We start from the raw sequence: 13,532 nt of genomic DNA, 5'->3' as shown, positions 1-13,532 counted from the left end.
AAATGGAGGCCATCAGATGATTGGACCTATAGTAAGAGAAATGCTGCTGGAAAATCAGGAAACGTTTTTGATTCCTGCAGAAAATGTGGCAAATGTTATGTATCATCATCCATTATCCCATGGTTTACTTGTCTTATCGAAGGTCGGTTATTCCAAAATTCCTGTATTAGGAAAAGATGATCACTTTGTAGGACTAGTAAGTTTATCAGATGTGGTCAATAAAATGATTGACTTGCAAACAATCAGCATGGATCCCTTAGAAGGACTAACAGTTGCTGATGTAACAGAAACGGATGTTCCGACGATTGATGAAAATTGGGAACTAGAAGAAGTACTCCATTTGTTAGTTGATTCGCCTTTTTTACCGGTTGTCACAGAAGAACGGGTTTTCAAAGGAATCATCACAAGGAAAGAGCTGCTTAAAGCCGTAAACTTCATGGTGCATGAATTAGAACGTCGCAATATATTGTCTCCAAAAATCGAAGAATTAAAAGAACAAATCGATATTGTGAGCTAAAGAACGAGAAACTGAAAGATAATCAAAAAATAAGTAGAAACAAAAGCGTACCAGTTTTGACTTTATCTTGAAAAAGAGGCTGGGACAGAAGCGTTTAACTCCAAGAAATAAAAAGGAATTCACGAAAATTACTTTTCGAATTTTTGTGAATTTCAGCTTATTTCCGAAGGATTTACTTCTACTTCCGCCGTTTATACGTGTTTAGAGCGTGGGACAAAAGTGTTCTTTACTTTTGTCCCACGCTCTTTTTAGTGAGATCCGTTGCATCGTTTGACCAAATTATTTTCCGACAGCAATTGGACTGTTCGGAATCGTGAACCCAGAAGCTGTCAATTCTTTGACATAGGAGCTCAAAAACTCTTCTTTTAAGGCATATTGTTTTCCGTTCAATGCGTAGCAGACCGTACGAATAGCAAAATTACTATTACCAAGATCCACTAAACCAAATATGGAAGGTTCAGTTTGAAGCTCTTCTTGGTATTTTTCAGCTAATGTATGATTTACTCGATCAATGATCTCATAGATTTTGTCATATCCTTCTTCAGGAACGATCCGGATATCTAAAAGTACTTGCATATTTGCACGAGAAAGATTGCTGATCGTGGTGATGTTTCGATTCGGGATGAAATGGACAGTACCATCCGTTGCTTTTAGCTGAAGGGTACGGATACCAACAGATACGACGGTTCCTTCAATCGTTAAGTTTGATAACTTGATGTAGTCTCCAACATCCATCTGTTGTTCCATGATAATAAAAAATCCGGTAATAACATCACTCATGAACCCTTGGGCACCAAGACCGATCGCCACACCTGCAATTCCGGCACCAGCCAAAAGTGATCCGATCGGTACACCGATAGCAGATAAAATTGCATAGATAAAGAAGAAACCAAGGGTATAATGAAAAATAGTATTTAAAAGACTATGTAAAGTCTTTAAGCGGCTCTCGTTTAGAATGGCTTTTTTAGAATACTGATTAAAAGACTTATCAATCAGATATTTTCCCACACGGTGAAGAATCCAAAAAAGGATGATCAAAAAAACCAGATATAAACTTTTTTGGATAAAGGCAGCCAAAATAGCGTCCCAATCAATCCCGTCCCAAAACCGCTGAAACGCATTTACTTTGCTGACAGCTTGATCTGTCAATGTCTCGCCAGAAGAGTCTGTCGTACCGGCAGTTGCTAATAATGAAAACATAAAATCCTCTTTTCTAAAATTTGATTCTTTCTGTATTGTACCAAGAAGTTTTCAAAAAAGGAAATAGCAAAAATAACTATAATGAAGGAAAAAAGCTGAAAATAAAATGACAAACAATATGGATAATGATAAAATGTGGAGAAAATAACGAAGGTGGTAAATATATGCAAATCGATTGGAATAATTTAGGATTTTCTTATATCAAAACTCCTTGGCGTTTCATTGCCAAATGGAAAGACGGACAATGGGAAGAAGGGGAATTGACAGAAGATAATTACCTGACGATTCATGAAGGCTCTCCAGCGCTTCATTATGGTCAGCAATGTTTTGAAGGTCTAAAAGCTTATCGTCGAAAAGACGGGAAGGTCAATCTCTTTCGACCTGAACAAAATAGTCGTCGGATGAATCAAAGTGCTAGACGCTTGCTGATGCCGATGGTCCCTGAAAAAATGTTCGTTGATGCTGTTAAGCAAGTGGTAAAAGCAAATGAAGCTTTCGTGCCTCCGTATGGAACAGGCGCTACATTATACTTGCGTCCTTTACTGATTGGGGTCGGTGAAAACATCGGTGTCCATCCTGCTCCAGAATACTTATTTGTCGTCTTCTGTACGCCAGTAGGAGCGTATTTCAAAGGTGGGCTAAAACCAACGAACTTTATTGTATCTGATTACGATCGTGCTGCTCCTAAGGGAACTGGCGCAGCAAAAGTCGGCGGAAATTACGCAGCAAGTTTACTTCCAGGAACAGAAGCAAAAGAACTGGATTACTCAGATTGTGTTTATCTTGATCCAGCCACACACACGAAAATCGAAGAAGTAGGGGCAGCAAATTTCTTTGGGATTACGAAAGACGGAAAATTCATCACCCCGCAATCGCCATCTATCTTACCAAGTATCACGAAATATTCTTTGCTGCAATTAGCTGAAGAACGACTAGGACTTCAAGCAATAGAAGGAGATATTTTCATTGATGATCTAGATCAATTTGCAGAAGCTGGTGCATGTGGTACAGCGGCTGTTATTTCTCCAATCGGCGGGATTTATCACAATAACAACCTGCATGTATTTTATAGCGAAACGGAAGTAGGACCAGTAACCAAGCGGTTGTATGATGAATTGACAGGTATTCAATTCGGGGACATAGAAGCACCAGAAGGCTGGATTGAAGTCGTGGAATAATTTCAAAGTAATAAGTTGAAAAAACGTAAAAAAGAAAAAATCAGGAAGAGACTTTAAAAAGTTTTTTCCTGATTTTTATATGTTTTACTTTAAAGAATGCAACAAAAGGGTTATGAAAGATGGACACCTTTGTCAACGTAGATAATATCACCGATGATTCCGCTGGAAAGAGGACTAATCAAGAAAGCACAAACATTACCGACTTCTTTGATCGTTACACCTTGCTGATCAGGCGTACGAGATTCAGATAACTGGATCAGTTTTTGATAGTCTTTAACCCCTGTAACAGCTAATGTTTTGATTGCTCCAGCTGAAATACCATTGACTCGGATGCCTTTAGGTGAAAATTCAGCTGCCAAATAACGGATAGCTGCTTCAAGAGAAGCTTTCGCGATACCCATCATGTTATAATTCGGGATTGCGCGCTCTGAACCTAGATAAGTCATGCTAACGATTCCGCTATTTGGTGCAAGAAACGGTTGTGCGTATTTTGATACAGCAATCAAAGAGTAGCTACTGATATCTTGAGCTAATTGATAGCCGTCTCTGGAAATATCAGACACATTTCCAGACAATTCTTCTTTGTTGGCGTAAGCAACTGCATGGACAAGGCCGTGGATCTCTCCAGCATATTCACCGATGGCATTCATTGCTTTTTCGATGCTTTCGTCGCTAGAAACATCACATTCTACAGTGAATGCTTCTTCGCCGACCAATTTGACTAATGATTTTTTCATTCGTTCATTTTGGTAAGTATAGATAATCTCTGCCCCTTGTTTCAACATTGCTTCAGCGCACCCCCAAGCAATGCTTTTTTTGTTAGCGACGCCCATGATGACGATTTTTTTTCCTTCTAGAAATGACATAATGACTCTCCTTTGTTTCTGATAAAAATTTGATAGTCGTAAAAAATAGAAAATAATAGCTAAAATAACTTCTTGATTTCTTAAATTAAAAAAAGATTGCTAAATATTTAGGAATATGATACTTTGATAGTCAAAGTAATGAAAATGGCAATTGCCTGAAAGAAGGAGTTTAGTTATGTCTTACGTATTATCTGCTACTGAAGTAATGGACTTGATCCCTAATCGTTATCCTATTTGTTATATTGATTATGTAGATACATTAGAACCAGGAAAAAAGATCGTGGCGACAAAAAATGTAACGATCAATGAAGATTTTTTCCAAGGTCACTTTCCTGACAATCCAGTGATGCCGGGTGCGTTGATCCTAGAAACACTGGCACAAGCAGGTTCGATTCTTATCCTAAAATCAGAAGAGTTCCTAGGAAAACGAGCTTATATAGGTGGAATCAATAAGGCCAAATTCCGTCAAAAAGTTGTTCCAGGAGATGTACTGAAATGTCATTTTGAAATCACCAAAATGAAGGGGTCAGTCGGTACAGCGTTATCTGCAGCATATGTAGATGATAAAAAAGTCTGTGAGTGTGAATTCACGTTCATCGTCAACCAAAATGCTTGATCATAAAAAAGTTGTTATAGAAAAATAGAAGGATGCTTACCTGCTTTTTTATGTAAAAAGAAGACGTCTGAATCTAGCACATTTTGTCATATTTGCTAGATTCAGACGTTATTTTTATGTTCTGTTTATTTTGCTTCTTGCAGTATATTGATTTTATCAATTTTTACTTCTTCTTTTGGTTTGTCTGAACTATCTGTTTCGACATTTGCAATAGCATCCACGACATCCATTCCTTCAATCACTTGACCGAAGACAGTGTACTGACCATCAAGGGAAGGATAACCGCCGTTTTTATAAGCATCGATAATCGCTTGAGGGTAATCATCTTTTAAAAGACCATCATGCATGTCATCTGAATTTTGAACGATAAAGAACTGGCTGCCGTTACTATTAGGATCTTGTGAGCGAGCCATAGATAACGCACCTCTTATATTGTAAAGGTGGTTGTTAATCTCTGTCTCAAATCCTTCTCCCCAAATGCTTTCGCCTCCAGTGCCATCGCCTTTAGGATCGCCGCCTTGGATCATGAAATCTTTGATGACGCGGTGAAAAGTCAAGCCATTATAGTAACCATCTTTTGCGTGTGTCATAAAGTTTTCAACTGCTTTAGGTGCATATTCAGGGAATAATTTGATTTTGATTGTGCCTTTATTTGTCACCATTTCGACCAAATCTTCATTTTCAGCTACATCTTTCGTCAATTGTGGCAATTCCAATGCATTCAAATCGACACTACTGGCAGTTGTACTTTCCGCAGTGGATGTACTCTTTGAACTTTCAGCGGATGAACTAGGAGAAGTCGTACTGTTTGCGGAACAACCAGCAAACAATAATGCTGCAGCTAAACTAATACTTAAAATAACTTTATTTTTCTTCATAACTATTCCTTTCCAATTTACTATTTTGTTATCTTTAATGATAACAAAATAGAGGAGAAATACCTACTTAAATTATTGGAATTTATCATTTATTTTAAAAGAAAAAGAAAAGGTGTAGACCATTTGTCTTGTCTTTGCTATAATGTAAGTGGATACAAAAACGAAAAGATGCAGGAGGAAATGGTAATATGGGAAAATTAGGAATCTCGATTTATCCAGAACGATCAACATTTGAAAAGGACAAAGCGTACTTGGATTTAGCTCATAAGTATGGGTATAAACGGGTTTTTACCAGTTTACTGCAAATCAACGACGACAAAGAAAAAGTTCTTTCAGAATTTAAAGAAGTAGTTGATTATGCGAATAGCCTAGGCATGGAAGTAATGGTGGATATCAATCCAGCGTTATTTGAACAGTTGGAGATTTCTTACGATGACTTATCTTTTTTCCATAAGATGGGTGCCTATGGAGTTCGCTTAGATATCGGGTTCACCGGAGCAGAAGAAGCAAAAATGACGCGTAATCCTTTCGGTATCAAAATCGAGATCAATATGAGTTCGGGCACGAATTATGTTGACAACATCATGAGTTATTCGCCAAACACGGATAATTTATTAGGTTCTCATAATTTTTATCCTCATCGATATTCTGGTTTAGGCTACGACCATTTTGTTTTTTGTTCAGAAAAATTTAGAAAATATAATTTGAATACGATGGCGTTCGTCAATTCGCAATCCGCTGAGTTTGGCCCTTGGCCTACACAAGATGGCTTGTGCACACTAGAAGACCACCGAGACCTTGAGATTGCTACACAAGTGAAGCATTTGATCCTTACAGGGCTGATTGATGATATTTCTATTGGAAATGCGTATGCAAGCGAAGAAGAATTGAAAGAAATGGCAGAAGCTTTTAATGCAGATTATCCAACATTGAAAGTAGATACGGAAGAAGGGATTACAGAAAACGAACGAATCTGCTTATTTGACAACCTCCACAGTTATCGAGGAGATCGCTCAGAGTATATCCTTCGTTCGACGATGACTCGTGTATATTATAAAGAAAAAGATTTTCCACCTCATAATACGCGAGATATGCATCATGGTGATGTGCTGATTGATAATGATGGGTATGGTCAATATAAGGGAGAAACACAAATCGCCTTGAAGGACATGAAAAATGACGGACGGGTCAATGTTGTAGGAAGAATTTCTGATGACGAACTGTTCCTCCTTGACTTTTTGAAACCTTGGTCAAGCTTTAAATTAATTGAAAATAAAAAATAGATAATGAGTTGCTGCAGAAATAATCCGCTAGAAATAGCCAGTTATTTCTGCTTTTTTATTTTGTTTTTTTATAGGTTATAAAAATGAACATTGCATAGTAGAGATTCTTTGATTATACTAATTCAAGGTTAGATGAAAAAAGAGAAATGAGATGGATAATTTATGAAACTTTGGATGAAAATCCTTCTAGGCGTTGCCCTAGTTCTAATCGTTGCGCTATTGTTTGCAGGGAATTATTTTTATAATTATGCTGTCGTGCCGTCTGAGAAAGACTTTTTAGATGAAGATACACCAGGTACAACACAGACATCCAAAGAAACGGAGGCACATAAGTGGTTTAGTTCAAAAGAGAACCGAAGCAATTGGACAATCACTTCGAAAGACGGTCTGAAATTATCAGCGATTTATCTTCCTGCTGAAACGAAAAGTGAAAAAACAGCTCTAGTTGCTCATGGCTACATGGGAGATGCTGAAACGATGACCAATTATGCAAAGATGTTCCATGATATGGGCTACAATGTCCTTGTTCCTGATGCAAGAGGGCATGGAAAAAGCGAAGGGGATTATATTGGATTTGGATGGCCAGAGCGTAAAGACTATGTGCAGTGGATCAACAAAGTGTTAGAAGAAAATGGAAACTCGCAAGAAATCGTTCTGTATGGTGTCAGCATGGGGGCAGCAACTGTCATGATGACTAGCGGAGAAAAATTACCAAATAACGTAAAAGCAATTATTGAAGATTGCGGTTATTCTTCTGTCCATGATGAGCTTGCGTATCAGCTAGACGATATGTTTAGTCTTCCAGCATTTCCGCTTATGCAAGTAACGAGTCTAGTGACAAAAGTCCGTGCCGGCTACTTTTTCGGTGAGGCAAGTGCAGTGGATCAATTGAAGAAAAACCAGCGTCCAATGCTATTTATACATGGAGACGCAGACACATTTGTACCATTTGAAATGTTGGATAAGGTCTATCGTGCAACGAAGGGACCAAAAGAAAAGTATGTTGTAAAAGGAGCCGAGCATGCGGAAGCATACAAGACAGATCCTGAAAAGTATCAGCAAGTAGTCCAACAGTTTTTAAGCCAATATGTTCATTGAACTAGTTTAAATGCAAAAGGATAAAAAGAAACAAGCCTTTGACTAGACCCAGTCAAAGGCTTGTTTTATTGTTTGATTTATTAAATTACAAGTTAGCGAATTTTTCTAGTAAGCGAATCATTTGGCAAGTGAATCCGTACTCATTGTCATACCATGCAACAGTTTTGACAAGTTGGAAATCGCCAGCAGTTGTTACTTCTGTTTGGGTTGGGTCAAAGATCGAACCTTGAGTTGTGCCAATGACATCGCTAGAAACGATTTGACGGTCATCATACCCAAATGAAGGATTGTCAACTGTGTGTTTTTTGATTGCTTCATTTACTTGATCAGCAGTTACTTTGGTTTTCAATACTGAAACTAATTCAGTTAATGAACCATCAACGACTGGAACACGTTGCGCATGTCCTTGTAATTTTCCTTGTAACTCAGGGATAACTAAGCCGATTGCTTTTGCAGCACCAGTAGAATGTGGAATAGTGTTGTCAGCAGCTGAACGAGCAGCACGTAAATTACCGCCTCTTACTGGTCCATCTAACAGCATTTGGGTTGAAGTGTAGGCATGGACTGTTGTCATTGTACCAACTTCGATCCCAAATTCATTATTCAAGAAATAAGCCATAGGTGCTAAACAGTTTGTTGTACATGAACCTGCTGAGATGATTCGGTCGTTTTCATCTAATGTATCATCATTGACGTTATAGACGATGGTTTTCATTGCACCAGCTGGGGCAGAAATAACTACTCGTTTGACACCAGCATCTAAATGTGCTTTTGCTTTTTCTTCAGATGTATAAAAACCAGTACATTCTAGTACGATATCTACACCGTTTTCTTTTACCCAAGGGATTTTGCTTGCGTCGGGTTCTGCATAAACACGCGTTGCTTCGCCATCCACTACGATTGAGTCTTCTGTTGCAGTAACTGTGCCAGGATAAGTACCGTGAGTAGAGTCAAATTGCAATAATTGTGCCAACATAGTTGGACTTGTTAAGTCGTTGATTGCTACTACTTCAATATCATCTGATACTTCTTTGATGCGGCGGAAAGCCAGACGGCCGATACGCCCAAATCCGTTAATACCTACTTTTACTGTCATATCAAAAGTTCCTCCTTTATTAGGGGTGCTATGAAACGGCATCCTCAATTAATACAATTAATACACTGTTATTCTGCTACGCAAAGCATATTTTGTCAAAAAATTATACTCGATAGCAGAAAAATGGTTGGAAACCTTACCAAATAATAAAAAAAGAAGAAGGCAATCAATCTTTTTGCTGAAATGATAGACAAAAACAGATTTCACCGATAAAATAAGGAAGACTTTTGTTTATTGTGGAAATTCAGGCAGTCAAATAAATAAATTGAATAATAGGAGGACTTAATTATGTCCATGTTTTTAGATCAAGTAACGATCGATGTGAAAGCTGGCAAGGGCGGAGACGGAATGGTTGCATTTCGTCGCGAAAAATACGTTCCTGACGGCGGACCGGCTGGTGGAGACGGTGGTCGTGGCGGTGATGTCATCTTGGTCGTCGATGAAGGTTTGCGTACATTGATGGACTTTCGTTTTAATCGCCATTTCAAAGCGCAGCCAGGTGAAAATGGAATGAGTAAAGGGATGCACGGCCGTGGTTCAGAAGATACCTATGTGAAAGTACCGCAAGGAACCACTGTCCGAGATGCAGAGACTGGTGCTCTTTTAGGAGACTTAATTGAAAATGGTCAAACACTAGTTGTGGCGAAAGGGGGACGTGGCGGACGAGGAAATATTCGGTTTGCCTCTCCTCGGAACCCTGCACCGGAAATTGCTGAAAACGGGGAACCAGGACAAGAACGAAAAATCGAACTGGAATTGAAAGTATTGGCAGACGTTGGGCTTGTAGGCTTTCCATCTGTTGGAAAATCGACTTTGCTATCTGTGATTTCATCTGCTCGTCCAAAGATCGGCGCTTATCATTTCACGACACTAGTCCCTAACTTGGGAATGGTTACTACAAGTGATGGCAGAAGTTTTGCCGCAGCAGACTTGCCAGGGTTGATTGAAGGAGCTTCGCAAGGTGTTGGGCTAGGTACACAATTCCTTCGTCATATCGAAAGAACGCGAGTTATTTTACATGTGATCGATATGAGTGGGATGGAAGGACGAGATCCTTACGAAGACTATCTTGCCATCAACAAAGAATTATCTACTTACAACTTACGCTTGTTAGAGCGTCCGCAAATCATCGTGGCTAACAAAATGGATATGCCGGATGCACAGGAAAACCTAGTGAAATTCAAAGAACAGCTGAACAAGGAAAAAGAAGACGAATTCGCTGATGATATCCCAGTATTTCCAATTTCTGGAGTGACTCGACAAGGATTGGATGCGTTATTGAATGCTACAGCAGACTTGTTAGAAGTAACGCCAGAATTCCCATTGTACGAGGAAGAACTGGAAGAAGAAACTGTACACTATGGATTCAATCCAGAAGGTCCTGAGTTCCAGATCAATCGTGATTCAGATGCAACGTGGATCTTATCCGGTGAGAAGATCGAAAAATTATTCCAAATGACGAATTTCGATCATGATGAAACGGTAATGCGTTTTGCTCGTCAATTACGTGGTATGGGTGTGGATGAGGCACTTCGAGCACGTGGGGCGAAAGATGGCGACCTTGTCCGTATCGGTGAATTTGAATTTGAATTTGTCGAATAGGCAAACAAATAAAAACAAATACCAAAAAATATAGATTCAAATCTAAGGGGAGTATGGCTGAGGCCATTCTCCTTTTTTATTAGGTAGAAAAGAGTGCTTTTCTTTTCTTATTTTACAATTAAAGGTAAAATAAATAACAAGAAGGTATGAAAGGGGCGTTTTCAATGAGCAAGCGAGTAATCATTTTAAATTTTCAAGTAGAAAGCCAAGCATATCAGGCATTTTCAGAAATCAAAAAACTCCATGCTGTTCGTTCGATCAAAGGAGAACAGATGGCCGTTGTCAGCCATGATCCCAATGGAACCCATCAATTCAAAATAGAAGATTTTATCGACTTTACTGGTAATAACAAATCTTCTACTGGTGGGTTGATTGGTATGTTGGTTGGCGTATTAGGTGGGCCGCTAGGGATTCTATTAGGATGGTTTGCTGGAGGGATGATCGGTGCGACACAAGATGCAAAAGAAATAAAAGATGCTCAGACTGTGTTCGACTTTGTAGGAAATAAAATCGGTGAAGGAGCTACAGGACTGATTTTGATTGCGGATGAAGAAGACAATCGTCCATTGAATCAATTAGTGATGATGGAATTAGGCGGAGAAATCACCCGTTTGGATTATGAAGATGTCGAAAAAGATGTGCATGATGCGAAGGAAGCCGAAAAGCAGGCGAAAGAAGCTGCCCAAAAGACTTGGGAGGACAAACATCCGCAATCTTCCGATGACAATGAGAGTTCCGAATCTTCAAATTAATAAAAACAGCAGAGAATCTCAAAAGGATTCGCTGCTGTTTTTACAATGGAGTTTAAAGGAGTTTAAAGGAGTTTAAAGAAAACGTTATCACAGAAGAACATTATTTTTATTTGAAGCCTTTCTCGACTTACGGTTGATTATCCTATCTTTTTCCCCTAAAATTAAAGAGGAACTTAAAGAAAGTCAGGTAGATTATGGAATTACAATTTTTAGGAACAGGCGCAGGTGTTCCTGCAAAACATAGAAATGTGACAAGCATAGCATTGAAACTTTTAGACGAACGTAATGAAGTTTGGTTATTCGACTGTGGTGAAGGCACGCAAATGCAGATTTTGCGAACGACTATCCGTCCGAGAAAAATCGGAAAAATTTTCATTACACATTTACACGGCGATCATATTTTTGGGCTTCCCGGACTCATCAGCAGCCGTTCATTTCAAGGTGGGGATACGCCATTAGAGATTTACGGGCCAAAAGGGATAGAGGAATACATAAAAGTCTCTTTAGGCATTTCGCAAACACGGTTAAGTTATCCGCTGAAATTCATCGAGTTAAATGAAACAGACCCGATTTTTACTGATCAGCAATTTTCTGTTTATGCAAAAAAACTAAATCATGGAATCGACAGTTTCGGTTATCGTGTGGTTGAACATGATCATAAAGGAGAATTGCAGGTGGATCGTCTGAAAGAATTAGGCATTCCTGCTGGACCACTGTACGGCAAGCTAAAGCAAGGGGAAACGATCCAACTAGAAGATGGTCGGACGATCAATGGAAAAGATTTCGTAGGCCCAAATAAAAAAGGGCGGATCGTGACTATTTTGGGGGACACGAGAAAAACACATAATTCTGTTGTGCTTGCGGAAAACAGTGATATTCTGGTACATGAAAGCACATTTAATAAAGATGAAGCAAGAATGGCGCATAACTATTTCCATTCCACGACTCATCAAGCTGCTGAAGTAGCAAAAGAAGCGCAGGCAAAACGGTTGTTGCTTACTCATATCAGTGCAAGATATTTAGGAAAAGCAGCTCTAGAGCTTGAAAAAGAAGCAAAAGAAGTGTTTGAAAACACAACGATCATGAAAGATTTTGATAGCATTGAGATACCATTTCGTGAGGAGGATGAGGCATGAATTTAGAAGATAAAGTTGTTTTAGTAACAGGTAGTTCAGGTGGTCTAGGCGCGCAAATCTGTTATGAAGCAGCAAAGCAAGGAGCAATCGTTATAAGTTGCGCACGAAGAATGGCATTTGTAGAAGGTGTCAGAGACGAGTGCAGACGCTTGAGTGGCAAAGAGGCTTATGCTTTCAAAGTAGACGTCAGCGATCCTTATAGTGTGGATGAACTATATGAAAAAGTAATGGAAGAAGTTGGACGTGTCGATATTCTGGTAAACAATGCTGGTTTTGGTATTTTCGAGGACTTCCTTACATTCGATCTCGGAAAAGCGTACGATATGTTTGAAGTCAATATCTTAGGAATGATGGTTTTGACACAAAAATTTGCGATCAATATGGCAGAAAGAAGACAAGGACATATTATTAATATCGCCTCAATGGCTGGGAAAATGGCAACTGCAAAATCAACGGTTTATTCTGCCACGAAATTTGCAGTCCTTGGCTTTTCCAACGCCTTGCGATTAGAATTGAAACCACTTGGTGTAGCTGTTACGACAGTAAATCCAGGTCCAATCGAGACAGATTTCTTTGACAAGGCTGATCCAAGCGGAAGCTATTTGGAAAAAGTCGGGCAAATCGTTTTAGAACCTACTAAGTTGGCAAAAATGATTGTCCGCAATATGAGACATCCAAAACGGGAAATCAATCAACCGTTTATTTTAGAAGTTGCATCAAAATTTTATACGCTGTTTCCAACGATTGGTGATTATTTAGCCAGCGGAATTTTTAACAAAAAGTAGGTGGAGGAATTGAAAAAGCAAAGCAATGTGATTCTTGGATTTATCTTAGTTTTGATTATTGTTCTTTTTGCTGTATTGAACAATAAAAATGTCCCTGTAAGTTTTGGCTTCACTTCCTTTTCTGCACCGTTGATCTTAGTGATCATCGGTTCTGCGCTGATTGGTGCACTGATCGTATTCTTGACTGCTTCGGCAACACTATGGCAGCAAAAAAAGCAAATCAAGCAGCTGACTCAGGAAATATCAGAATACCAAACAGATCTGCAAAAGAAAATTGAAGAAGCAAAAGAAGAACAGCAACGCGAGTTTAGAAACGAACGCGCGGAGTTGGAAGCTGCTTACCAGGCGGAATTACAAGCGAAAACAACACAAATCAGTCAATTGAAAGCGCCGGAAGAACAAAAAACGCAAGTACCAAAACAAAGCTTCAATTATTTTGACTAATAGCGATATTTCATAAATGGTCGTATAAAAGATCGGGTCCTGCTGAACATCAGTCTAGCGGATCTGATCTATTTTTATTCT

Annotated in this window: 14 protein-coding genes; 10 read left to right on the top strand and 4 right to left on the bottom strand. The window is 39.0% G+C overall.

Features of this window, described 5'->3' with window-relative positions; translation table 11 throughout:
- Positions 1–16: 16 nt before the first annotated feature.
- Complete coding sequence (gene cbpB, locus A5849_RS08955) at positions 17–517, top strand: cyclic-di-AMP-binding protein CbpB (RefSeq protein ID WP_002309404.1); 501 nt, start codon at positions 17–19, stop codon at positions 515–517.
- 279 nt (positions 518–796) lie between these two features.
- Here cbpB and A5849_RS08950 read toward each other — a convergent pair whose 3' ends face one another.
- Entirely contained in the window at positions 797–1,717 is a 921-nt protein-coding gene (locus A5849_RS08950; protein ID WP_002345079.1) for a mechanosensitive ion channel family protein, read from the bottom strand.
- A gap of 125 nt (positions 1,718–1,842) precedes the next feature.
- Between A5849_RS08950 and A5849_RS08940 the strand changes: the two genes are divergently transcribed.
- Positions 1,843–2,895 (top strand): branched-chain amino acid aminotransferase, encoded by a 1,053-nt coding sequence (locus A5849_RS08940; protein ID WP_002316226.1) that lies wholly within the window; start codon positions 1,843–1,845, stop codon positions 2,893–2,895.
- Positions 2,896–3,005: 110 nt separating this feature from the next.
- Here the strand turns inward: A5849_RS08940 and fabI are convergent, their stop codons facing one another.
- Positions 3,006–3,761 (bottom strand): enoyl-ACP reductase FabI, encoded by a 756-nt coding sequence (gene fabI / locus A5849_RS08935; RefSeq protein ID WP_086310051.1) that lies wholly within the window; start codon positions 3,759–3,761, stop codon positions 3,006–3,008.
- 175 nt (positions 3,762–3,936) lie between these two features.
- Between fabI and fabZ the strand changes: the two genes are divergently transcribed.
- Entirely contained in the window at positions 3,937–4,377 is a 441-nt protein-coding gene (gene fabZ / locus A5849_RS08930; protein WP_002309395.1) for a 3-hydroxyacyl-ACP dehydratase FabZ, read from the top strand.
- 125 nt (positions 4,378–4,502) lie between these two features.
- On the opposite strand, the gene A5849_RS08925 is transcribed toward fabZ, so the two are convergent.
- Positions 4,503–5,255, bottom strand: coding sequence for a peptidylprolyl isomerase (locus A5849_RS08925; protein ID WP_002313811.1), 753 nt, complete (start codon positions 5,253–5,255; stop codon positions 4,503–4,505).
- Positions 5,256–5,443: 188 nt separating this feature from the next.
- On the opposite strand from A5849_RS08925, the gene A5849_RS08920 reads away from it, so the two are divergent.
- Together A5849_RS08920 and A5849_RS08915 are read left to right on the top strand one after the other, a co-directional pair.
- Positions 5,444–6,538: a DUF871 domain-containing protein gene (locus A5849_RS08920; protein WP_002309391.1), complete on the top strand. Its 1,095-nt coding sequence runs from the start codon at positions 5,444–5,446 to the stop codon at positions 6,536–6,538.
- Between the two features lie 162 nt (positions 6,539–6,700).
- Positions 6,701–7,636 carry an alpha/beta hydrolase gene (locus A5849_RS08915; RefSeq protein ID WP_002309389.1) on the top strand — a complete coding sequence of 312 codons (936 nt, stop codon included), beginning with the start codon at positions 6,701–6,703 and terminating at the stop codon, positions 7,634–7,636.
- A gap of 85 nt (positions 7,637–7,721) precedes the next feature.
- Here the strand turns inward: A5849_RS08915 and gap are convergent, their stop codons facing one another.
- A complete protein-coding gene (gap, locus tag A5849_RS08910) occupies positions 7,722–8,732 on the bottom strand; it encodes a type I glyceraldehyde-3-phosphate dehydrogenase (protein WP_002309387.1) in 1,011 nt (336 codons plus the stop codon).
- Between the two features lie 288 nt (positions 8,733–9,020).
- Here gap and obgE point away from each other — a divergent pair, with 288 nt between their 5' ends.
- The 5 genes from obgE to A5849_RS08885 all read left to right on the top strand — a co-directional run bounded on the left by obgE (position 9,021) and on the right by A5849_RS08885 (position 13,451).
- Positions 9,021–10,334, top strand: a complete 1,314-nt coding sequence (gene obgE / locus A5849_RS08905) for a GTPase ObgE (protein WP_002313807.1) — start codon at positions 9,021–9,023, stop codon at positions 10,332–10,334.
- Between the two features lie 164 nt (positions 10,335–10,498).
- Positions 10,499–11,086 carry a hypothetical protein gene (locus tag A5849_RS08900; RefSeq protein WP_002309384.1) on the top strand — a complete coding sequence of 196 codons (588 nt, stop codon included), beginning with the start codon at positions 10,499–10,501 and terminating at the stop codon, positions 11,084–11,086.
- 194 nt (positions 11,087–11,280) lie between these two features.
- Positions 11,281–12,222, top strand: a complete 942-nt coding sequence (gene rnz, locus A5849_RS08895; RefSeq protein ID WP_002313806.1) for a ribonuclease Z — start codon at positions 11,281–11,283, stop codon at positions 12,220–12,222.
- Complete coding sequence (locus A5849_RS08890) at positions 12,219–13,007, top strand: SDR family oxidoreductase (protein WP_002309381.1); 789 nt, start codon at positions 12,219–12,221, stop codon at positions 13,005–13,007. Before rnz ends, A5849_RS08890 begins: the two co-directional genes overlap by 4 nt.
- Entirely contained in the window at positions 13,008–13,451 is a 444-nt protein-coding gene (locus A5849_RS08885; RefSeq protein WP_002309380.1) for a lipopolysaccharide assembly protein LapA domain-containing protein, read from the top strand.
- The last annotated feature ends 81 nt before the right edge of the window (positions 13,452–13,532 follow it).

Origin of the sequence: Enterococcus sp. 10F3_DIV0382, from assembly GCF_002140245.1 — a bacterium.
GTDB classification, from domain to species: domain Bacteria; phylum Bacillota; class Bacilli; order Lactobacillales; family Enterococcaceae; genus Enterococcus_B; species Enterococcus_B lactis.
Note: the sequence above shows the minus strand (reverse complement) of the source record. Positions and strands in the feature narration are given on the sequence as shown.

Bases quoted from the DNA above. Each gene is read 5' to 3' on its own strand.
- obgE (WP_002313807.1), top strand. From the start codon at position 9,021: ATGTCCATGTTTTTAGATCAAGTAACGATCGATGTGAAAGCTGGCAAG.
- A5849_RS08950 (WP_002345079.1), bottom strand. From the start codon at position 1,717: ATGTTTTCATTATTAGCAACTGCCGGTACGACAGACTCTTCTGGCGAG.
- A5849_RS08900 (WP_002309384.1), top strand. From the start codon at position 10,499: ATGAGCAAGCGAGTAATCATTTTAAATTTTCAAGTAGAAAGCCAAGCA.
- A5849_RS08925 (WP_002313811.1), bottom strand. From the start codon at position 5,255: ATGAAGAAAAATAAAGTTATTTTAAGTATTAGTTTAGCTGCAGCATTA.
- cbpB (WP_002309404.1), top strand. From the start codon at position 17: ATGATTGGACCTATAGTAAGAGAAATGCTGCTGGAAAATCAGGAAACG.
- fabI (WP_086310051.1), bottom strand. From the start codon at position 3,761: ATGTCATTTCTAGAAGGAAAAAAAATCGTCATCATGGGCGTCGCTAAC.
- gap (WP_002309387.1), bottom strand. From the start codon at position 8,732: ATGACAGTAAAAGTAGGTATTAACGGATTTGGGCGTATCGGCCGTCTG.
- A5849_RS08890 (WP_002309381.1), top strand. From the start codon at position 12,219: ATGAATTTAGAAGATAAAGTTGTTTTAGTAACAGGTAGTTCAGGTGGT.
- rnz (WP_002313806.1), top strand. From the start codon at position 11,281: ATGGAATTACAATTTTTAGGAACAGGCGCAGGTGTTCCTGCAAAACAT.
- fabZ (WP_002309395.1), top strand. From the start codon at position 3,937: ATGTCTTACGTATTATCTGCTACTGAAGTAATGGACTTGATCCCTAAT.
- A5849_RS08920 (WP_002309391.1), top strand. From the start codon at position 5,444: ATGGGAAAATTAGGAATCTCGATTTATCCAGAACGATCAACATTTGAA.
- A5849_RS08915 (WP_002309389.1), top strand. From the start codon at position 6,701: ATGAAACTTTGGATGAAAATCCTTCTAGGCGTTGCCCTAGTTCTAATC.
- A5849_RS08940 (WP_002316226.1), top strand. From the start codon at position 1,843: ATGATAAAATGTGGAGAAAATAACGAAGGTGGTAAATATATGCAAATC.